This window comes from Oceanicoccus sp. KOV_DT_Chl, from assembly GCF_900120175.1.
Taxonomy (GTDB): Bacteria; Pseudomonadota; Gammaproteobacteria; order Pseudomonadales; family Dasaniaceae; genus Oceanicoccus.
This window is the reverse complement of the sequence record NZ_FQLF01000002.1, coordinates 1,928,979-1,951,629: the sequence shown is the minus strand read 5'-3', so window position 1 is coordinate 1,951,629 and position 22,651 is coordinate 1,928,979. Positions and strand designations below refer to the sequence as shown.

16 protein-coding genes and 1 pseudogene are annotated in these 22,651 nt (G+C 46.9%); 4 read left to right on the top strand and 13 right to left on the bottom strand.

Going from position 1 to position 22,651, the window contains the following annotated elements:
- Positions 1-324: 324 nt before the first annotated feature.
- The 3 genes from UNITIG_RS12940 to lgt are packed head-to-tail and all read right to left on the bottom strand — an operon-like array spanning position 325 to position 2,605.
- Positions 325-852, bottom strand: a complete 528-nt coding sequence (locus tag UNITIG_RS12940) for a dihydrofolate reductase (RefSeq protein WP_101758752.1) — start codon at positions 850-852, stop codon at positions 325-327.
- A gap of 9 nt (positions 853-861) precedes the next feature.
- A complete protein-coding gene (locus UNITIG_RS12935) occupies positions 862-1,701 on the bottom strand; it encodes a thymidylate synthase (protein WP_101758751.1) in 840 nt (279 codons plus the stop codon).
- Positions 1,702-1,723: 22 nt separating this feature from the next.
- Entirely contained in the window at positions 1,724-2,605 is an 882-nt protein-coding gene (gene lgt / locus UNITIG_RS12930) for a prolipoprotein diacylglyceryl transferase (protein ID WP_101758750.1), read from the bottom strand.
- A 98-nt stretch (positions 2,606-2,703) separates the two neighbouring features.
- On the opposite strand from lgt, the pseudogene UNITIG_RS23110 reads away from it, so the two are divergent.
- Positions 2,704-3,461 (top strand): annotated as a pseudogene (locus UNITIG_RS23110) (NRDE family protein).
- A 3-nt stretch (positions 3,462-3,464) separates the two neighbouring features.
- On the opposite strand, the gene ptsP reads toward UNITIG_RS23110, so the two are convergent.
- Positions 3,465-5,738: a phosphoenolpyruvate--protein phosphotransferase gene (gene ptsP, locus UNITIG_RS12920; RefSeq protein WP_101759281.1), complete on the bottom strand. Its 2,274-nt coding sequence runs from the start codon at positions 5,736-5,738 to the stop codon at positions 3,465-3,467.
- A gap of 61 nt (positions 5,739-5,799) precedes the next feature.
- Positions 5,800-6,297 (bottom strand): RNA pyrophosphohydrolase, encoded by a 498-nt coding sequence (locus tag UNITIG_RS12915; RefSeq protein ID WP_101758748.1) that lies wholly within the window; start codon positions 6,295-6,297, stop codon positions 5,800-5,802.
- A gap of 257 nt (positions 6,298-6,554) precedes the next feature.
- Here UNITIG_RS12915 and UNITIG_RS12910 point away from each other — a divergent pair, with 257 nt between their 5' ends.
- The gene (locus UNITIG_RS12910) at positions 6,555-7,208 is read left to right on the top strand and encodes an HAD family phosphatase (protein ID WP_101758747.1); all 654 of its coding nucleotides are present in this window, start codon (positions 6,555-6,557) and stop codon (positions 7,206-7,208) included.
- A 34-nt stretch (positions 7,209-7,242) separates the two neighbouring features.
- Here the strand turns inward: UNITIG_RS12910 and UNITIG_RS12905 are convergent, their stop codons facing one another.
- From UNITIG_RS12905 to UNITIG_RS12885, 6 genes are all read right to left on the bottom strand, one after another.
- Positions 7,243-8,445: a class I SAM-dependent rRNA methyltransferase gene (locus tag UNITIG_RS12905; protein ID WP_101758746.1), complete on the bottom strand. Its 1,203-nt coding sequence runs from the start codon at positions 8,443-8,445 to the stop codon at positions 7,243-7,245.
- 166 nt (positions 8,446-8,611) lie between these two features.
- The gene (gcvH, locus tag UNITIG_RS12900) at positions 8,612-9,001 is read right to left on the bottom strand and encodes a glycine cleavage system protein GcvH (protein WP_101759280.1); all 390 of its coding nucleotides are present in this window, start codon (positions 8,999-9,001) and stop codon (positions 8,612-8,614) included.
- Positions 9,002-9,086: 85 nt separating this feature from the next.
- Entirely contained in the window at positions 9,087-9,344 is a 258-nt protein-coding gene (locus UNITIG_RS24360; protein WP_235015377.1) for a hypothetical protein, read from the bottom strand.
- An 11-nt stretch (positions 9,345-9,355) separates the two neighbouring features.
- Entirely contained in the window at positions 9,356-10,768 is a 1,413-nt protein-coding gene (locus tag UNITIG_RS12895; protein ID WP_235015376.1) for an iron ABC transporter permease, read from the bottom strand.
- A gap of 10 nt (positions 10,769-10,778) precedes the next feature.
- On the bottom strand, positions 10,779-11,804 hold the full coding sequence (locus tag UNITIG_RS12890) for an extracellular solute-binding protein (protein ID WP_101758745.1): 1,026 nt from the start codon (positions 11,802-11,804) through the stop codon (positions 10,779-10,781).
- Between the two features lie 130 nt (positions 11,805-11,934).
- Positions 11,935-13,638: a GGDEF domain-containing response regulator gene (locus UNITIG_RS12885; protein WP_101758744.1), complete on the bottom strand. Its 1,704-nt coding sequence runs from the start codon at positions 13,636-13,638 to the stop codon at positions 11,935-11,937.
- 205 nt (positions 13,639-13,843) lie between these two features.
- On the opposite strand from UNITIG_RS12885, the gene rep reads away from it, so the two are divergent.
- Positions 13,844-15,850 (top strand): DNA helicase Rep, encoded by a 2,007-nt coding sequence (gene rep, locus UNITIG_RS12880; RefSeq protein WP_101758743.1) that lies wholly within the window; start codon positions 13,844-13,846, stop codon positions 15,848-15,850.
- A 163-nt stretch (positions 15,851-16,013) separates the two neighbouring features.
- Positions 16,014-16,430 (top strand): hypothetical protein, encoded by a 417-nt coding sequence (locus tag UNITIG_RS12875; RefSeq protein ID WP_101758742.1) that lies wholly within the window; start codon positions 16,014-16,016, stop codon positions 16,428-16,430.
- 129 nt (positions 16,431-16,559) lie between these two features.
- Here the strand turns inward: UNITIG_RS12875 and UNITIG_RS12870 are convergent, their stop codons facing one another.
- Both UNITIG_RS12870 and UNITIG_RS12865 read right to left on the bottom strand, forming a co-directional pair.
- Positions 16,560-19,394, bottom strand: a complete 2,835-nt coding sequence (locus UNITIG_RS12870; RefSeq protein ID WP_101758741.1) for a hypothetical protein — start codon at positions 19,392-19,394, stop codon at positions 16,560-16,562.
- 118 nt (positions 19,395-19,512) lie between these two features.
- The gene (locus tag UNITIG_RS12865) at positions 19,513-22,356 is read right to left on the bottom strand and encodes a TonB-dependent receptor domain-containing protein (protein WP_101758740.1); all 2,844 of its coding nucleotides are present in this window, start codon (positions 22,354-22,356) and stop codon (positions 19,513-19,515) included.
- Positions 22,357-22,651 lie beyond the last annotated feature (295 nt).

The following is a 22,651-nucleotide window of genomic DNA, read 5'->3' as shown; positions in this document are numbered from 1 at the left end:
GTTTGAATGCAGGCTTTTAAACCCGACCGTTATTGCAGAGATGCCAATGCTGGCACTAGTAACAGCGACGCATTTTAATCTCAAGCTTTCTTAAGAATCAACGTTCATTAGACACTTTATTTATAGAAAGTTAAGTAAAATCAATTAACCAGAACTATGGGTATTTGAGTTACACGATTACGAGTAGTAAGGTATCAACGACAGTGAAAAAGTAACAAAATTAAGATTCATAAAAACCGTCAGCTATGCAGGTTTACCACCCCTCCGATTTATCCTGCTGACAAAATCCACTGTGACTAGTATTTTTTTTCACCACTCTGTCTATTATTCAACCGCTCGCTGATAAACTACGAAACTATAATCGTATGGATTTGGCCCTTCAGCAGCAAAATCCTCACTTACTAATAGCTGCCACTGGCTCAAATCCAACTCTGGAAACCGCGCATCACCCTCAACATCGGCATGCACCCGGGTAAGATAAAGCCGCTCAACCTTCGGCAGAATATCAGCGTATAGCTGAGCGCCACCAATCACCATTAACTCTTCAACACCTTCCAGCTCAGCCACACCCTGCGCTACCTGCAAGGCCTCGTCAATACCATGCACCACCTTTACACCCTCGGCACTAAAATCGGCATTGCCGGTCACCACTATATTGGTCCGGCCAGGTAAGGGCCTGCCAATGGATTCATAGGTTTTACGCCCCATGACAATAGGCTTTCCCATGGTGGTCGCTTTAAAGTATTTCAAATCGTTAGGCAAATACCACGGTAGCTGATTATTACGGCCTATCACGCGATTTTCAGCCATCGCCACTATCATCGACACTCGCACCGGCTTATTCGCTGTCATCGGCCTCTCCTATACCGCTATTGGCGCTTTAATCGCCGGATAAGGCTCGTAGCCTGCAAATTCAAAGTCCTCAAACGTATAATCAAAAATGGAATCCGGCTTACGCTTGATCACTAATTTTGGCAACGAGCGGGGCTCGCGCTTCAATTGCTCAAAGGCAATGTCAGCCGTCAGGTGGTTACTATAGAGGTGACAGTCGCCAAAAGTATGTACAAACTCCCCTACCCCCAAGTCGCACTGCTGCGCGACCATATGAGTAAACAATGCATAGCTGGCGATATTAAACGGCACCCCTAAAAATAAATCAGCGCTGCGCTGATAAAGCTGACAGGATAATTTGCCGTCCGCCACATAAAATTGAAACAGCGTATGGCAAGGCGGTAACGCCGCGCGACCTTGCTGGACATTTTCTAGCGGGCCAATGGTTTCGTCCGGTAAGTCCGCTGGATTCCAACCACTCACAATAAGTCGCCGCGAATCAGGCTTGGTCTTAATCATTCGAATCAATTCCGAAATCTGGTCAATAGTTGAACCGTCAGGACATTCCCAGCTACGCCATTGCTTACCGTATATCGGCCCAAGGTCACCATTGGGTAGCGCCCATTCATTCCAAATAGACACCCCTCTTTCCTGCAGCCAGTTATTGTTTGTGCTGCCATTCAAAAACCAGATCAATTCATAAATAATACTTTTTAAATGGATTTTCTTAGTCGTGACCAATGGAAAGCCGGCGTTTAAATCAAACCGCAACTGACGACCAAATACTGACCGTGTGCCGACACCCGTACGATCTCCCTTGTCCGTGCCGTTATCTATTACATCTTGTATTAAATCGAGATACTGCTTCATTTCTTAACCTGTAGCCCGCGCCTTAGCGCTTGGATTTGGATTTTTTCTTCTGCCGTTTTTTTTCTGGCGTAGCTGCTGACGGAGTCTCAACTTGAAAAGCGGATGCTGGCGGCGCCTGGAAACGATAAGCATAAATAATCATTAACACCCCGGCTACAATCATAGGCAACGATAACACTTGACCACGTGTGAGCCAGCCAAAGGCATCAAAGCCGATATGACTATCGGGCTGCCGGAAAAACTCTACAAAAAACCGGAAGCACCCATATGCCAGCATAAACACGCCAGAAACTGACCAGGTCGGACGACTGCGGCTAGAAAAACCATAAACAATTAAAAACAATAACAACCCCTCCAGCGCTGCCTGATATAACTGCGAAGGATGACGTGACAAACCCGACGGGTCTGCAGGGAAAATCATTGCCCAGGGTACAACAGCGGGATCAGCGTAGCGTCCCCACAGTTCCTGACCGATAAAATTACCCAAACGACCAAAACCCAACCCGAGCGGGACTATCGGCACCACAAAGTCCAGAATTTGACCTGCACGTAAATTAATTTTGCGACCATAGCCAATCATTGCCACCATCACACCAAGAAAACCACCATGGAAAGACATGCCACCTTCCCAAACTTTAAATAGCCATAACGGATCCAGCAAAAACTTATCGAAGTTATAAAACATAACATAGCCAAATCGACCGCCTAAAACGACACCAATGGCGCCATAAAAAATAAGATCATCAATTTGCTCGCGCTTCACCGGCGTGTAGTCAAAGCCTGCCCGCCGTACAGCTAACGCCCACGCGGCAGAGAAAGCCAGCAAGTACATCAAGCCATACCAATGAATGGATAGGGGCCCCAGCGACACGGCGACGGGATCAAAATCAGGATGAGTCAGCATAAAAATGGTCAGTTATAATAAGCGGGCTATTATGCAACATGCTGTGAGCTCACCCAATAGCAAGACCGTAAATAACTGCCATGTTATGATCCTCCGCTATGTGCCTTATTTTATTTGCCGTGCAACAACACCCTGAATATCCGCTGATTGTAGCTGCCAATCGCGACGAATTTTATCAGCGCCCACCCAAGCAGCGCATTTTTGGCCTGAAGCGCCGACTATATTTGCCGGCATGGATTTGCGCGCTGGCGGCACCTGGATGGGTATTACACGGCAGGGCCGTTTTGCTGCGGTGACCAATTATCGTGAAACAGCAAGTGTGCCTGAGCAAGCAATTTCTCGCGGCGAACTTTGCAAAGGGTTTCTTAATTCGAATGTCAGCGCTGAAACGTATTTAGCCGCTATCGACCAACAAAAACAGCGCTATGCAGGCTTCAGTTTATTAGTCGGGGATTACCAACAACTTTTTTATTACGGTAATCGGCAGGGAAAAATTATCCCCATTGCAGCGGGTGTTCATGGTTTAAGCAATGGCCAATTAAATGAGCCTTGGCCAAAAGTCGAAATGGGGAAACTGGCCTTGGCCAATAAGCTCACCACTGAGCTGACGGCGTCCTCGCTGTTGCCAATATTATTAAATGATGAAACATATCCCGACCAGCAACTTCCACAAACAGGTATTGATATTGACAGAGAGCGCATGCTTTCCAGCCGCTTTATTCGTTCAGCAGAATATGGCACCCGCAATGCAAGCATACTGCTGAGTAATGCTCAGTACAGCCAATTATTAATACAAGAATTTTACCCGCAGGGAAAATCGGGAAAGCAACAGCTCACTGAAATTATGCATCAATAGTTATTATACTAATTCAACAATGGGAGTGGCGATACGCTTTATGCCAGCCTCCAATAGCACTTTTTCCATATGCTCCTTTATCAGACTAGCACTTTCCATCAGCATCACTTGTTGTAACAATTCTTTCGCCCGAGTAAGACTAATATTTCGGATTACCGATTTCACCCGGGGTAAATTAGTGGCGCTCATCGATAGCACATCATAACCCATCGCCATCAATAAAATCGCTGCGGCAGGGTCTCCAGCCAGCTCACCGCAAATACCTATTCTGCGGCCTTCAGCATGACCATCCTCTACGACTTTTTGTAAAGCCTGTAATACTGCGGGATGAAAAGTCTGGTAGATATCGGCAACACGCGCGTTGTTTCTATCAACCGCTAATAAATACTGAGTTAAATCGTTAGAGCCTACTGATAAAAAGTCTACTCTTCTGGCAAACTCTCTGGCTTGGTAAACCGCCGCCGGCACTTCCACCATAACACCGATCATTGGCAGTGGTGGCTCAGTATCCAACTCATCGACCAACTCATCATGGGCGCGATAAATTAACTCTAAAGCCTCTTCCAATTCCGGCACGCTGCTAATCATCGGCAACATAATACGCAAATTTCCCAAGCCGGTATTAGCCTTCATCATTGCTCGTACTTGCACCAAAAATATTTCCGGATGGTCCAACGTCACACGAATCCCGCGCCAACCTAAAAACGGATTATCTTCTTCGATGGGAAAATACGGTAAGGCTTTGTCACCACCAACATCCAGGGTGCGCATAGTGACCGGCATGGGGTGAAAAGCTTGCAGCTGCTCACGATAAATTTCGCACTGCTCTCTTTCACTGGGAAAGCGTTCGCGCAGTAAAAAAGGCACTTCAGTTCGATATAAACCTACCCCTTCAGCACCGCGATCTAACGACCTAGCTATATCGGCCTGCAAGCCGGTATTCACGTATAATGGTATCCGGTGATTATCTGTAGTGATACAAGGTAAATCTTTTAACGCCTCCAAGCCTTTTGAAACTTGTAATTCTTCATTATAGATAGCCTGAAAGCGGGCAAATAATTCTGGGGAAGGATTAAAATAAACCTGGCCGTTATAACCATCGAGAATAATTTCACTGCCTTCAATTTCAGTAAACGGTAAATCCACTGCACCCATAATGGTGGGGATACCCATTGACCGCGCTAGAATAGCAATATGGGAATTTCCCGAGCCACGTACCGACACTAAACCCACTAAATTTTCTGTCGGTACATCACCCAGCATGGAAGCGGTTAATTCTTCTCCCACCAAAATAGTTCGCTGCGGGTATTCTACCGGACCAGTATTGGCAGCTTGTAAATAAGCCAGTACCCGTCGACCTAGATCCTTTATATCCGTCGCACGTTCTTTGAGATAACTGTCCTCCATCATTTCAAAAGTACGGATGTGTTTTATCATTACCCGACTGACCGCGCCCTGCGCCCACTCACCTTCGCGAATTAACTCATCAATTTCTATTGCAACTGAATTGTCCTCCAGCATGCTCAAATAGACATCGAATAAGGCTTGTTCTTCCTGCGCTAATTTATCGCTTAATTTGCGCGCCATGGCGCGAATATCTTCGCGTACTGCATCTAAACACTCATGGAAAAAATCTAATTCCTCTTTAATATCCTTACAGCGTCGCCGCGGTACCGCATATAAATCTGCCGGTGGCGAAACAACCACGGCATGCCCAATCGCGACACCCGGCGCACCCGCCACGCCGCGAAAGCTGGCACTGCCACGCACGCCTGCATCCAATGAAAAAATAGCACCCGTTGCCTGTGCATGGGCAATGACGCCAGACAACTGCGCCGATATCGTGACGAGAAACGCTTCTTCCTCTTCATCAAATCGTCGCCGCTCTTGTTGCTGTACCACCAACACGCCCAACACTTGACGCTGATGAATAATCGGCACACCAAGAAATGAGCTGAAACGCTCTTCGCCAATACCGGGCATGAATAAAAAACTGGGGTGGGCTTCGGCATGCTCCAAGTTAAGCGGCTCTTCCCTGCTACCCACTTGACCAACCAAACCTTCATTGGCCGCCATTGAAATCTTGCCGACAAAATCTTTATTGAGACCTTCCGTAGCGCTAAAGATATAACGCCCAAGGGTCGGCTCACGCAAATAGATTGAACACACTTCTGTACCAACGGTATCTTTCACCCGCGCTACAGTCACATCTAACACCGCTTGTAATTGTCCGGCAGAGTTAACCTCCTGGACAATGCGGCGCAGCGCTTCAAGCATGTTCTTTTGCATCTAGCTAATCATCCTGTTTGCTGAAGTTGCTATGACTTTTTAAGTACAATTATTTATCCAGCTGATCATTGACCAGCCGCGCATGCTTGGGCGCCAACTCCTTTAACGCCCGCCGATAAACCTCTCGCTTGAATGAAATCACTTGCCCGAGTGGATACCAGTAACTCACCCAGCGCCAACCATCAAACTCCGGCTTTTCATCATTGTCAAAACTGACCGCTTGATCATCCGCCAACATTCGCAGTAAATACCACTTTTGTTTTTGACCGATACACAAAGGTTTGCTGTCATGACGCAGTAACCGTTGAGGCAATCGATAGCGCAACCAACCACGAGTTGAACCGATAATCTCAACATCTTTTTCGGTCAGTCCGACTTCTTCCTTCAACTCTCTAAACAATGCTTGCTGCGGCGATTCACCCTCATGAATACCGCCCTGTGGAAATTGCCAGGCGTCTTGACCGACCCGCCGCGCCCATAGTACTTCGCCACGGGCATTCGCCAACATGATGCCGACATTGGCACGAAAACCCTCTGAATCAATCAACGCTGACTCCCTACAATTTGATAATCACCAGCCGATTGATTAGGTATTGGACGGCGGGATTACTGGCGTAGCCATTTTAAGTTGTTATAGGCAGCCATTGTTCCACAAATATGGCATTTAGAGAAACACGTTCTTTTAGTACCATCGAGAGTGCAAAACCTGCACACCCCCAGTATGCTATGCGCCGACGCAACAACGATAGCCCCAAAACCAATAAGCAAGCCTTTGATAATTAAAGATATTCTGGAGAAATACGAGTGGCCCTTGCAATTTTTGACCTCGATAACACGCTGCTAGGAGGGGATAGTGATCACGCCTGGGGCCAATTTCTAGTCGATCATGGCATTGTTGATGCCAAAGCCTATCAGCAAGCCAACGACTATTTTTATCAGCAATATCAACAGGGCGGCCTCGATATTCAGGAGTTTCTAGCGTTTTCTTTGAAACCGCTGGCAAGCCATTCCAAACAACAACTGGATCAATGGCACCAGCAGTTTATGCTGGAGACCATCGCCCCAATGCGCTTACCCAAAGCAGATGCACTGCTACAACAGCATCGCGATCGAGGCGATTTTCTACTAATCATTACTGCCACTAATCTTTTTGTAACGGCACCGATTGCTGCCAGTTTGGGGGTTGACCACATACTCGCCACCATCCCCGAATTTATTGACGGCACGTATACCGGTAAGGTGGAAGGCACCCCTTGCTTTCAACAGGGTAAGGTCGAACGTTTGCAGACATGGCTCGCCAACAGCGGCCACACTCTGGCTGGCAGCTATTTTTATAGCGATTCCCATAATGATCTGCCTTTGTTAGAGATGGTTGAACATCCATACGCGGTCGATGCCGATGACATCTTGACCCAACACGCTAACAAGCAGGGCTGGCCTATTATCAGCTTGCGTTAGTTGGTTGGTTGGTTGGTTGGTTGGTTGGTTGCCTTCAAGATGCCAGCAACACTCTCGCAAAAACCGCTTTTAAATATTCTGTTTCGGGAATAGCCGGGTGCACCGGGTGATCAAAAGTTTGCCCGCCTTGTTCCAGGATTTGCAAATCACGATCCAGGTGACGAGCAGAGGCACGCAAGATATCAGTAAGCCGATCCCGACCTAAATGCATGGAGCAGGAACCCGACACCAACACGCCATTTTTATTCAGTAGCCTGATCGCTAATTCATTAGCGCGACGATAGGCCTGCTCACCACTTTTGATATCTTTCCGCTTGGGGATAAATGCCGGCGGATCAATAATCACCACATCAAAGCGCTCACCTTCATCGATCAGCATTTTCATCGCCTCAAACGCCGCACCCTGAATGGTCGCCACCTTGTCTCGTACTTGATTCAATTCTGCATTGGCCTCAACACAATCCAGAGCAAATTCAGAGCTATCAATGCAGGTTACTGATTCAGCGCCAAATGCTGCTGCCTGGACTCCCCAGCCACCGATATAACTAAAGACATCCAGTACCTTTTTACCACTAACATAACTTTTAAGGCGCGAGCGACTGGCACGGTGATCATAAAACCAGCCGGTTTTCTGCCCCTCAAATACCGGTGCCATAAACTTCACACTATTCTCTTCCATCGCCACCTGTTGCGGCACTTCACCGTAAGCGACTTCGACATACTCTGGTAATTCTTCAGCGCGACGACTCTTGCCATCATTTTTTAATAAGATACCTTTAGGCTTAAGCACCTGTACCAAGGCTTCAATCAATTGATCCTTAACCAACTCCATACCCATGGTTGCTAACTGTACGACGAGAATGTCACCAAAGCGATCGACCACCAACCCGGGTAAAAAATCGCTATCTCCGTAGACTAATCGATAAAAAGGCTTGTCCGTCAATGACTCGCGCAAACTTAACGCTACGTTTATGCGATGTACAAATAATGATTTATCTAAAGGGTATTTGGTTTCACGGCTAAACAAACGACCACAAATTAAATTATGCGGGTTGATATACGCCAGCCCCAACGGTTTACCTTGTGCACTATTAACTTGCACTTGCTGGCCCGGCTGAAAGTCTTTTAATGGTGTGGCGTTAACATCCACCTCGTTACTGTAAATCCATAGGTGACCCGCTCGCAGCCGCTTATCATTTTGAGGCTTAAGATTAAGTATGGCTAATTCATCGGTCATGCTGAGTACCTGTTTTTTGAAGGCGGCATTATAGCGCTACAAACTATCAAAGATCACGATAAGGCGCTGGCTATAGCGGGATACCCTGTTTTTTTTCCAGTTAATTTCCTTACACCCATAAAAAAACCCGTACCAAGACGGGCTTTTTACAATTCTATTTTACTGCCTACTCTTCTTCACAACTCTCGATATATTCAGCCGCACTCATCAAATTTTCCATTTCTGATAGGTCGCCAGGCTGCAATTTATAGAACCAACCATCATTATAAGGGTCGCTATTCACAGTCTCTGGCTCTTCTTCCAAAATGTCATTAACAGCAAGCACTTCACCGGCAATGGGTGAATAGATATCGGAAGCCGCTTTTACCGACTCCACCACACCCGCTTCATCACCAGCGGCTAAATTGGCACCCACATCTGGCGTTTCAACAAAGACCACATCACCCAATGCATCCTGCGCATGGTCGGTAATGCCCACAGTGACCGTGCCATCCTCTTCCAGACGCACCCACTCGTGACTGCTGGCATATTTTAATTCGTTTGGGGTGTTGCTCATGTTGGAGCCCTCTACAATAGCGGTAAATAAAAGATCAATGCGGGGCATTCTACCGCTGGAAGCAGGAAATACAAGCGACTACAGTTTAGCGAGCAGAAGCCGACTGCCGGACAGCCTGCACCACCGGTATCAACCCAACCACGATCAATGTTAACGCCGGCAGTGCCGCACGCTGCCACTCACCTTCAGAGGTCATCTCGAAAATCCTCACCGCCAGCGTATCCCAGCCATAGGGTCGTAACAATAATGTCGCGGGCATCTCCTTCATCACATCGACAAACACTAAAATCGCCGCGGTAATCATGCCCGGGCGTAACATCGGCAAATAGATTTGCCATAACAATGGCCAACCACTCACCCCAAACTTTTTGCCGCTTCCGGGATAGAGGCGCGAATACGCTGCAAACTGGAATCCACCGGGCCGCTAGCCACCGCTAAAAAGCGTACCCAGTAAGCTGCGAGCAAAGCCAATACACTGCCCACTAATAATTGCCGAGGCTCCATCCCTACCAAACTCAATAGCGGTGCGATAATTTCTCGATCGATAAAACCAAAGGACAACATCACACCCACTGCTAACACCGAACCGGGCAAAGCGTATCCCAGCGTCCCCAAATCATAAAATGCTCGTAATTTAGGCGGCACACGGCGGCGGCTAAAAGCAACCACAAACGCCAACGTCACTGTTATCGCAGCGGCGCTTGCACCAAGCAATAACGTCCGCCATAGCAAATCCATATAACGCGCATCGATGACAACAAATCCCTTAGCCAATACCCACTGTAATAATTGTAATACCGGCAAAATAAACGCGATCAGTAAAACGCCAACACAAAAACTGCTTGCCAGCCAAGCGTGGAGTGGCTTTAAAACCAAACGAAATCGATGCTGCTTGCGTGCGGACTGGGAGTAACTGCGCTTGCCTCGGCTTTGCTTTTCTGCCGTTAGCGCCAGCGCTACAAATAACAACAACAAAGATGCCAGCTGCGCCGCCGCCTGCAAATTAAACAGGCCGAACCAGGACTTATAAATTGCTGTGGTAAAGGTATCGTAATTAAACACCGATACCGTACCGAAATCGGCGAGGGTTTCCATCACTGCCAATGAGGTACCGGCGATAATTGCTGGCCTCGCCATTGGCAATGCCACTCTGAAAAACGCTCCCCAACGACCGGCACCCAACACTCTCGCCGCCTCCATCACATCAGTACTCTGCGCCAAAAACGCACTGCGCGCTAACATATAGACATAGGGGTAAAACACCAACACCAATACCGTAATCACTACCCACTCATAGCGGACATCAAAATATTGATAACGCTCACCGATAACGCCATGTAGCCAATGTTGTAAAGGACCACCAAAATCAAACAAACCTAACACTACAAATGCCAGTACATAGGCGGGCATCGCCATCGGTAACATCAGTGCCCAATCCAACCAGCGGCGACCTGGGAATTCACACATCACCGTCAACCATGCCAAGCTAACGCCTAACAATGTCACCCCCACGGCTACACCTAACACTAACACTATGGTGTTACGTAACAAGGAAGACAATTGCGTGGCGATCAGATGTTGCCAGACTTCCGTTTGATCCGACCCCCAGCTCTGTACAATCACCAACAACGGCACCAACGCCATTAGTACCGTTAAGGCACCGGCAAACTTTGCCAATGTATTAAGACGCCTTTGGGATGGCCGACTATTGTTGTCGTGGTTAATGGTGCGCTCGGAAGAGAGGGCACCGGAAGAAGAGTTTGTCATTAATGAATTGTTAACGGTAGCCAGCCCGATCCATCAACTTCACCGCATCCGATTGCAAACGACCCGCCTCACTCACATTAATACTATCGGCCTTGAATTCACCCCAGCTTTGCAACTCGGCATTGAGCTTAACCGCTTTATTGACCGGGTACTCCTGATTTAAATCCATCAAAATTTGTTGCGCCTGTGGCTTAGTGAGCCACTCAATTAATTGCTGTGCTTCGGCCTTATGTTTACTAGCGCGGGTTACTCCGGCAGCCGAAACATTGACGTGAACTCCGCGTCCTGCCGGGCCCTCGCCCTGTTGATTTGGCCAAAATAATGCCAGTGGTAATTTAGGCTTTTCTTGCATTAAGCGACCGTAGTAATAGGTGTTAACAATCCCCACTTCACATTGACCTACCGCGATAGCTTCCATCACCTTGGTATCATTAGCAAACGGCTGCAACGCTAAATTACTGACCCAACCCTTCACCACTTGTTCGGCCTGTTGTTCACCTAATGCCGCAATCATGGTGGCTACCAGTGACTGGTTATACACCTTCTTGGAAGTACGTAAACAAACACGTCCTTTCCATGGCGCGGCCGCCAAGTCCTCATAGGTGCTCAAATCAGTAGGTTTTAATTTATTAGTCGCGTAAACCAGCGTACGTGCACGGATAGTCAAAGAAAACCAAAGATTGTCAGGGTCGCGCAAATGGGCCGGTACATTTTTTGTCAACATAGCGGACTCTATCGGCGCCAACACTCCCAGCTGAGCCGCATGCCACAAATTGCCCGCATCCACCGTCATCAATATATCGGCCGGCGAATTATCACCCTCAGTCTGTAGACGAACCAACAGCGGGCCTTCTTTATCCGTAACATAATTAACTTTAATACCCGTCTGGTCGGTAAAACGATCAAACAAGGGTTTAATCAAATGCTCATTACGGGCGGAATATACTAGCAACTCGGGCTTTTCTACCGCCGCCTGTAAACCAGACGCTAGCAACGCTAGTAACACCACCAAACTAAAACGAATACCACGAACCATGAGTCAATCCTTACCAAGAGAAATCAAACAGGGCGTGAATGATAATAATTATCATTAATAATTGCAATCGAGTCTTGGGAGGAAATCAGGGAGTTGGCCGCTAGTTGCCAGGGCTTCATTAATCACTACATCAAATAGCTGCTGTCGCCCGCTGGTTGATCATTAAACTAAAGTCATTGGCGCTGACAGCAGGACTAAAATAAAACCCCTGCACTTGGTCGCAGTGGTTTTGCCAAAGGAATTGCACTTGATCCAGCGTTTCCACACCTTCAGCAATCACTTGTAAGCGTAAACTATGCGCGAGATTAATCATTGCCTTAACGATAATCGCATCATCATTATCTTTAACCACGTTGCGAATAAAACTGCGATCAACTTTTAACGCTGAAATAGGCAGACGCTGGATATGCGCAAACGATGAAAAACCCGTGCCAAAATCATCAAGCGAAAAAGTCACACCTAACTTGCTCAGCGCCATCATCCCCTCATAGGTTTGCTGATAATTAGACATGATCGCGGTTTCTGTCAGCTCAAACTCTAAGCGCGAAGCATCAACACCGCTTTGCTCAATAATACGCGTCGCCGTATCAACAAACATATTGTCCTGTAACTGTCGGAAAGATAAATTAATGGCTACGTCCATTAATTTTCCGGAAGCGTCAAACGCCACCATATCTTTGCAGGCTTGCTGAATAACCCAGTAACCAATAGGCACAATCAGGCCACATTCCTCAGCTACCGGTATGAACTCCTTTGGAGATACCAGACCTCGCTCTGGATGTCGCCAACGAATTAGCGCTTCCATACCAACAGTATCGCCGGATTCCAAACCGACCCGAGGCTGATAATACATTTCGAATTCATTGCGACGCAGTGCCCGACGCAGATCGCTTTCCAAATTAATTCGATACATAGCGTCAGCGTTAGTTTCTTCATTGTAAAAACAATACTGGCTACCGCGTTGATTTTTTGCCTCTAACATGGCCATATTGGCGCGACGCAACAAGCCGTCAACGTTATCACCATCCTCAGGGTATAAAGCCACCCCAATACTGCAACTCACTATCAACGGCTGACCGGAAACAGTAAACGGTGCTGACAAAACATCAATCACTTTTTTTGCTACCAAGGCTACATCTTCCCGGTCACAACAATCTTCCAATACCAGCGTGAATTCATCACCACCAATACGGGCTACGCTGTCACTTTTTCTAACACATCGGGATAGGCGCTGTGCCATGGTTGCGACCAATCGATCACCGGCCTCGCTACCATAACTCTCATTAATTTTTTTAAAGCCATCCAGATTAATTAATAGCAGGGCCAGGTTAATCTGCTGGGTCTTGGCGGCATCAATGCTGCGCTCCATCGTTTGGCGAAACAGCACACGATTGGGAATACCTGTTAAAGGATCATAGAGATTTAACTGCGTAATTTTTTTATCCACCGCATGTTTTTCTACGGCATAGCTAATGCAGCGTTCAAATACATAGTTATCAAGATTTTCCAAGGCAAGATAATCGTCAGCACCATATTGCAGTACCTGTTTAGACACCACGCTGTCGATATGAGTAGTCAGGGCGATAATAGGGAATTGGCCAGCTTGCTCGACCAGCAATTGTAAAGTACTCAGGGCGGCTTCAGGATTTTGCTGGCAGTCCAGCAGCACGGCATCATAATTGCCGGAAACGGCTTCGCCATGGCTATTTTCCAGCTCCTCACACCACATCAGCTGATATGAAGCGGTTTGAGCTGTAGTTAGCATTTCACCAAAACGACGATAAAGGGCGTGTTCACTACCTATCAGTAGGATTCGCGCCGTGGACCTTTGCATCAGTATACCTATGAAGACCCCTGTCGAGGTCACTCCCCAGTCTGGCTATACCCTCAGCCCTTAAAAATCCCTTATTTATTTAATATCAACAAGTTATAGCTTCTATCTAATAGAATTTCTAGTTTTAATGCAATTATTTTTTTCGTTCATAATGCATAAGGCTGCTACAATTGCCGGCCTTCATTTGTAGCTACTGAAACGACCTGTGAGCAACCTCAACCCTCGTCAACGCGAAGCCGTGCACTATATCGACGGGCCACTGCTAGTGTTAGCAGGTGCCGGCAGCGGCAAGACCAGTGTGATTACTCGCAAAATCGCCTATCTGATCGAACAATGCGGTATCAAGGGCAACAATATTGCTGCGGTAACCTTCACTAATAAGGCCGCCAGGGAAATGAAAGAGCGCATTTCACAACTGGTGTCCGGCCCCGCCAGCCGTGGCCTGATCGTCTCTACCTTCCACAATTTGGGGCTAAACATCCTCCGCAAAGAGCACGCCTCCCTGGGTTATAAAAGCGGCTTCTCGATCTTTGACCAGCAAGATGCGCAGGCACTGATTAAAGACTTACTGATTCAAGAGCATGGTTCTGATGGCGATCAGACTGACACTATCCAACAGCGGATTTCCAACTGGAAAAACGATATGGTCAGCCCCGAACAGGCGGTGGCTCAAGCGGATGGCGCCGCCGATATGCTCTGTGCACAAGCGTATCTACGCTACACCCGGGCGCTGAAAGCCTATAATGCGCTCGACTTTGATGACCTGATTTTATTACCTGTGCAGCTGTTCCAGCAGTTTCCCGCGATCCTACAAAAATGGCAGCGGCGCGTGCACTATATGCTGGTTGACGAATATCAGGACACCAACATAAGTCAGTACTTACTTGTGCAGATGCTCATAGGGGACAAGGGCAAGCTAACAGTAGTGGGTGATGACGACCAATCCATTTACTCCTGGCGCGGCGCCAGACCGGAAAACCTGGCGCAGTTACAAGAAGACTACCCGCAGCTAAAAATCGTAAAACTGGAGCAAAACTATCGCTCCACCGCGCGTATCCTCAAAGCGGCCAACCATGTCATCGACCACAACCCGCATGTATTTGAAAAAGCCCTCTGGAGTGACTTGGGCTACGGCGACCCTATCCGGGTTATCCGCTGTCGCAATGAAGAAGTGGAATGCGAACGGGTGGTCAGCGAAATCCTTGATCGACGGGTGCGCGGCCACGGCCAGTTTGCCGACTTCGCCGTGCTCTATCGCGGTAACCACCAGGCCCGCTTGCTAGAACTGAAGTTTCAAGTCCATCAGGTACCTTATCGTATTAGTGGCGGCACCTCCTTTTTTGCCCGCAACGAAATCAAAGACATCATGGCCTATTTACGGCTGCTGATTAATCGCACCGATGACAATGCCTTCCTGCGGATTGTAAACGTGCCACGGCGCAAGATTGGCGCATCCACATTGGAAGCACTGGGTACTTACGCCACCGAGCGCGGCATTAGTCTTTATGCTGCCTGCGATGAAATAGGCATAGAGCAATCACTACCGGAAGCCAGTATCAATCGTTTACGCCAATTTACCGCCTGGCTCGATAGAGTCAGCAAACGCTGTGACAGCGGCGATGGTATGGCCGCCATTCGGGAAATGGTCAGTGATATCGATTACGAAGCCTGGCTACATCAAAACAGTTCCAGTGCAGCCGTCGCCGAGCGGCGCATGGCTAACGTTTACACACTGGTAGATTCACTCCAGTCCACAATCGATAAAGCGGAAGAGGAAGACGACGACATTCAATCCGCCGTCGCCAAATTAGTATTGCGCGATTTATTAGATCGACAGGAAGACGAAGACGAGGCGATGGATAAAGTCCAACTGATGACGCTGCATGCGTCCAAAGGTTTGGAATTTCCACATGTCTACATCATCGGTATGGAAGAAGAAATTTTACCGCACCGCTCCAGTATTGAAGAAGACAATATCGACGAAGAACGCCGCCTTTGTTATGTCGGCATTACTCGCGCAAAACAAACATTGGCTTTAAGCTACTGCGCCAAACGCAAACAATACGGTGAAATGATTGACTGTTTCCCCAGTCGTTTTCTCGACGAATTACCGTTTGATGATTTGATCTGGGAAGGCGAGGAAAAAAATATCGAGCTTAATCAGGAGCGCGGCAAGGAAACCTTGTCAGGCTTAAAAAACTTGTTTGATTAAATGCCGTAAACTACTCACAGTTTTTTACAAAAACCGAAACCTTCACTGGTTATCAACATCATTCTAATCTACTATCTCTACTGTGGGTTGTTCAATTTATATTACAGAAAAATGACAGTCCAGACGCCTTTAGAATTATAACTTTTTCAAGGGTATCAAATCGATGAAAAGAACTTTATCAATAGTAGCAATAGGCTGCTCTGCTCTACTAACTTCACTCTCAGCACAATCCGGTCCGCTACAGCTAGCTACTAATGATCTCGCTAAAGGTATTCAGCTTGACTGCCTGTTAGAAGGCCGTGTTGTCGCTGAGCGTAGCAGTGACAACAAAAGTATTGTGCGCATTGATTTTTATAAAGCACAGCCGTATAAAATCGACTCGCGTTGTATTATCAGTGGCAAACTCGAATTCAATGAGCCAAAGGGCTCACTCATTGAAAATCTCTCCACTGGCTCTGTTGTTCAATATCATTATCACCGCTCTGAAAGTGGCATTGAAAGCTGGCAATTAGTGGCGCGTCAATTTAATCATGTTCAATTAATTGCTTACTGTATAAAAAAAGGGGCTACTAAACAGTAGCCCCTTTTTTTATCTATCACTTTTTGTTTATAACTTTTTAGCAAAAAAATGGCCCCGCTACGTCCTGTAGCGGGGCCATTGGTTGGAGAGGTCGGATGAACCTCTTACAACTCTTTTACCTATTGGTTCTTATAAAGAACCATCGATAATCCAACCAGACCACCAGGCATCTTCTTCGTCGGTACCTGGCTCAACTGCACCAACATATTCCGTTTGATCAAAAGTAAAGCCTGATCCATTATTAACCGCAGTGATCGTTGTTGCGCCAACCAATGCAGCGCCATCAGTTAAAGCGTAAGCTGAATCTGCACCTACCGTTACACTATTGACTACAGCATTAGTTTCAGTATCTGCGGCACGCTTATCATAGAAGCCATCCTCACAATCACCTAATACATTCACTAAGGTAACGTCAGAGAACGCTTCAAGACCATCGGCATCACCCGTAGCTGGATTACCATCAGTATCAGCATCATCGATACGTATACAGCCAGTATCAAAGTCTTTAACGGCAGTGTTATAGATAGCGGTTGTCAATGCACCGCGCAAACGCATGCCTGGCTGCTCACCCTGGCTTGACGTGGCGTCGTTATTAACGTCACTACCCAAGATCAATACATTGGCAATAACTGCTTCAGTTTCAGGAACAAAGTCGTCGTCGCTGGAGTTTGCTTCGATACCTCGAGGATCATTATTACCGGTAGGCCCTGACTTGCTTGGGTTCTTCCGAATGATCGCGTACTGGATATTGCCCTTATAACCTTCATCGTAATCGATGTCATCATCGTCGTTATTGGTTAATACCAAGTGAGTTGCGTTCACTGTTCCACCAAACCACTCAACACCATCATCCAGGTTGTTGTGCACTTGAACGTAATCGATAACGGTACCGTAACCTACACCTTGTAAAGTCAGGCCGTTGATTTCGTTATTAGGGCCAGCAACCAGACCACCTTCAGCGATACGCACATATTTAATCACGCCACTATTGTCGTCGACATCAGAGCCACCAAAGCGACCTATAACCGTACCGCCTTCACCTTCAACGTTACACCAGGTGTTAGCACCGAAACAGGCGCCGGTACCACCTTGTCCATACTGTGGCGCAAAGCCTTGAACAACCACACCACCCCATTCACCTTCACCATCAAAATCTTCATCCTGAACACTGCTGAAAGTAATTGGACTTGCTGCGGTACCAATGGCCATCAGTTTTGAACCGCGAGTCACTAACAGCGAACCATCATCAAAAGCGCGAACCTGCACACCCGCGTCGATAGTCAAAGTAACACCGGCAGCGATAACTGCATCTTTTTCCGCTTGCGAGGCAATAGCAATATTGCCGCTACCAACCAGAACCTCACCATCCAAACGCCACTCGTAGCCACGTACAAAGGTATAATCTTCGTCGATAGTGCCTTCTACTGTACAAACCAGCGCGGCATCATCACAACGTACAAAGTCTGCCGCTACTGGCTCTGCCGAACCAAGTGAACCGGGAATAATCCAGCCTTCCCACCAACCTGATGCAGCGGCAGGATCAACAGCACCGACATAAGTTGTTTGGTCAAAGGTAAAACCTGAACCGTTATTAACGGCAACAATCGTAGGTGCAGCACTGAGTACCGCGGCCGCTTCGTTAATCGCATAAGTCGGGCTGTAGCTTAAACCGGTTTCAACAATATTGGTTTGTAAATCGGCATCGCGCTTATCATAAGAACCATCACGACAATCAGTCAGGATATTTTCCAGAGTCACATTAGAAGCAACAATAGTACCCATACCGTCAATGTCTGAGTCATCAATGCGGATACAGCCGGTATCAAAATTATCAACGGAAGAGTTGTAAATTGCTGTGGTCAAAGAGCCACGCAGACGCATACCCGGTTGAGCACCGCTGTCAGAATCCGCGTCGTTATTAACGGCACTACCAACGATCGTAATGTTGGCTAACACGCCTTCCGTTTGCGGAACATAATCTTCGTCACTGGAGTTAGCTTCAATACCACGTGGGTCGTTACTACCCGTTGGTGACGTTTTGTTGGGGTCTTTTTGAATCAACGCATACTGAATGTTACCTTTGTAGCCTTCATCAAAATCAATATCGTCATCGTCGTTATTGGTCAGTACTAAATACTTAACGTTAACCGTACCACCAAACCACTCAACACCGTCATCCAGATTATTATGTACCTGAATATATTCGATAGTCGTGCCGTGACCAACACCCTGCAGTGTCAAACCATTGATTTCGTTATTGGGGCCGGCTACCAAACCACCTTCGGCAATACGTACAAAGCGCAGCACACCACTGTTATCATCTTCATCTGAACCGCCGTAGCGGCCAACAACTGTGCCACCTTCTCCCTCAACATTACACCAGGTGTCCGAACCAGAAAAACAAGCGCCGGTATTACCCGCGCCGTATTGGGGAGCAAAACCCTGAATGATAACACCGCCCCATTCACCGTAGCCGTCAAAGTCGGCATCGCCGACACTACTAAAAGTAATCGGCTCAGAAGCAGAACCATCAGCCATCAATTTTGAGCCGCGAGTAACCAGTAGCGAGCCAGTATCGAAAGCGCGGATGTCAGTTCCCGCTTCTATAGTCAAGGTAACACCAGCGGCAAGAATGGCATCTTTTTCCGCCTGCGAACTAATCGCCACATTACCATTGCCAACCAGTACTTCACCGTCCAGACGCCATTCGCGATCACTGGTCAATGTGTAATCTTCATCAATGGTTCCTGACAGAGTTGCGTTGCCGGTGTTGCTATCACAGCTAACAAAATCAGCGGCGACTATATCGGTACAATCCCCGGTGCCAGAACTTCCGCCTGAACCTGAGCCTGAGCCATCAGAAATAATACTAATATCAACATCATCGCCCTCGTCGCTACCGCTACAGCCAGCGAGTGCGGCGGTAGCAATCAACGTAGCAATAAATAACTTATTGTGAGTCATTGTTTTCTTCCTATATTGTCTGATTAATCAGAATTTCAATGTTACAGATTTGGTGCAGATACAATTTCTAACTACTCTGCACCAGCTCTATGCGTTGCTTTCACCACACTCTAAGTGGCTATTCGAATTCATAACTAAAGCCGAGAGAAAAGCTGGTGCCATCCTCATAGCTTTCGATATCTTGACCACCGCGACTAAACGCCACTTCTTCATTCAGCAGGTTTTCGATCTTCCCTTTGATCACCATATTGTCACGATCACCAAAGGTTTTTTCGTAAGTTAAGTCCACCACGATACGGCCGTTTTCTATTTCATTATCGACATTGGCACCACGGGTTAACTGGTAAATTCGATCGTCAAAATAATTCACTAACAGAGTAAATTTTTGCATGCTTGGGTCATGGTCCAAACCCAGTTGTAAATTAGCTAGCCAGGGTGATTGACCTTGAAGTTCACGACCTTTCTTGTCACCCAGCTCAATTGAGCGGTCATCAGGATCAACTTCTGAATCGATATAACTCACATTGCCGCCAACGATTAACACATAGTCGTTGTCCAGGAAGATATTTTTGCTGACATCGATTTCAATACCGTAGAGGTCAGCGGATTTAGCATTGCGGAAAGTACTGCCTTGAGCTGCCGAACCCGACCCATCTGTTACTGCGCGCTCAACCGGGTTATCAATCTCTTTAATAAAATACGCAATAGAAATCGTTTCAAATTCAGAGAAGTAATATTCCAATCGCAAGTCATAGTTCTCGATATCGGAAACCAGTAGGTCCGGGTTACCAAAAATAGGATCATCAGTATTAGGGTCATAGGAGAGCGATTCTGATCGCTCAATCAAACCAGGATAAGAAACCGTATTACTCCAACCGGCACGCAGTTGAAGATCTTCATTAATGCGATAGGTTAAGGCCAACGATGGCAAATCTTCATCTGACTCCAGCAAATTGGAAGCACTGTCGTCATTCGGGTAGTCGAGTTCGGATTCAAATTCTTCCTGACGCACACCCGCCACCAAGGTAATGGCATCACCAATATCCGTTTGCAACGCAGCATAAATTGCTTGCGTTGTTTCATCGGCGTCGTAAGAATCGGTATCCGTGGTTTTAGCTGCCAGACGCACTCGATCTAATGCGTAATTTTGATAGGAAAGAACCTCTTCCAAATTTTCATCAATGCTAAAAGAAATATCATCGGCATTCTCTCCTGCCCTGATACCAAAGCGGTATAGATCGACTTCCCGAGAGCGGTCTGAATACATTGCACCGACTTTAACTTCCATGAAAACATCAGCATTGAGATTAAACGGAAGTGTGTATTCCACATTAACATCGGTGCTGTCTTCTTCTAACTCTGACCAACGACGCTCTAGTGCCGAGGTCGCCAAGCTGTTATTCAAGTAAGTATATGTTCTACGATCAGGCTCGTAGCGATCAGTCATCGAGTAACCTGCGCTCCAATTTAATTGATGATCCTGATCGCCATAATTAAAAATATGTCGGCCTGAAAAATGCTGCGCAATAAACTCTCTTTCAACCCATTCAAAAATAACCTCATCAACCTGGTTATCTTCACTATCAACACCCGTTTCGACCCGGGTGACATCATCAGTGCTGCGTAAAATAATGGTTTTACTCAACACTTCATCGAATTCACCAAACTCATAACCTGCCACCAGGTAAGCACTGGCATTGATTTTTTCCTTGCTACGCTGATAGGAACCGTTGGTATCCAGCGGGTCTGTTAGTTTTGCACTTTCCCTGTTTTCAATTTCACTCTTAAAATTAGCGGCAAAGTAATAGCCAAACTCACCTTCATCTAAACCCACACGGTCGCCAATGGAATAGGAAACGCCATAATCTGGCGCCGCCGTTTTGTCATCAACGTTATAATCATTCTGGAACTTCACGCCCAGAACTGCCGCATCGATAGGTGAAGTACATCTTGAGTCAATGCTGGGGTCACAAACCGTTAAGCTGCGTCCGCCATCGGTTGCCCCCAACACACCGCCGGGTAAATCCCGCAAACCGCTATCGTAGCCAAATGCATCACCCTGGCTTTCTTCGTAACTAACAATATCGTCACCGGTAAATTCTGAATTAACACCCAGTGACACGCTGATTTTATTGACATAGTTATCGGGTAAACCTTTGGTAAACATTTTTACCGCACCACCGGTGGTAGTGCCCAAAGCGTCAGCTGAGTAAGATTTTTGAATTTCGATACCGCCGAGAATATTGGAAGGAAATAAATCCAGCTGCACATCACGACGGATAGGGTCGGTACTGGGCATCAGCATGCCATTCAAGGTACTAGAGATATAACGACCATCCAGACCGCGCACATTGGCATATTTGCTATCGGTTACCGTGACACCAACAATGCGGGATAACGCAGAAGCAGCCGTGCTGTCTCCAAAACGTTCGAACTGTTCAGTGTCTATGGTGTTAACCACATTGGTGGAGTAACGCTCGGTGACTTCCAATGCCGACGTATTGATTTTACCTAAGACCGAGACTTCCTCGATCGTGCCATTGACTTCAGGAACAGGAATATCTAATGGGGCGGCCTGGCTTTTACCTCGCGGCAAACCGGCAGTATTAATTTTGCTGCTGGCGACGTCTGCTACTGAAAACAACGTCACGGCAGATTTGATAGCGCCATTGACGTCGATAGTAATATCAGCCAGCTCCTCAGCCTTAGTCGAAAAGCTAACCGTTTCTACCGTTTTCCCCGCATTGACTAGTTGGAGCTGATGTTGCCCGGCTTGTAAATTAAAGATCACCAGCCCGGTCAAACTAATAGATTTCGGTGCACTACCATTTAAAATGACTGAATAATTCGATGCTTCTTCGCCAGCTATATTGAACTGGACTGCCAGCTCGTTGTCAGCTTGAGCGGCCAATACTTGACTTAGCGCTAATGCCGCAACAACGTTGTTAAAAGGCTTGTTCATTAATACCCCTAATTACTAAATTGCCTGCTGTGATATTTTTATTTCCACAAAGGCAACACATTTAAGAAACATTTTATTTTTCTGACTCGTAATACAAACGTATTACCGAAACAAAAAGCACAGGAGGTAACTCCTGAATAATTAGAGGTGTATTTAATCGATTAAATATTTCAGGAAGACTGCACATAGATGAAGATTTTGTTTCAACTATGTTTCAGCTATATTTTTGGAGGATTTTTAACCAGCACTGATGGCTGGCACGAGAATTAAGCTTATGGTAGATATTAGCCAAGCA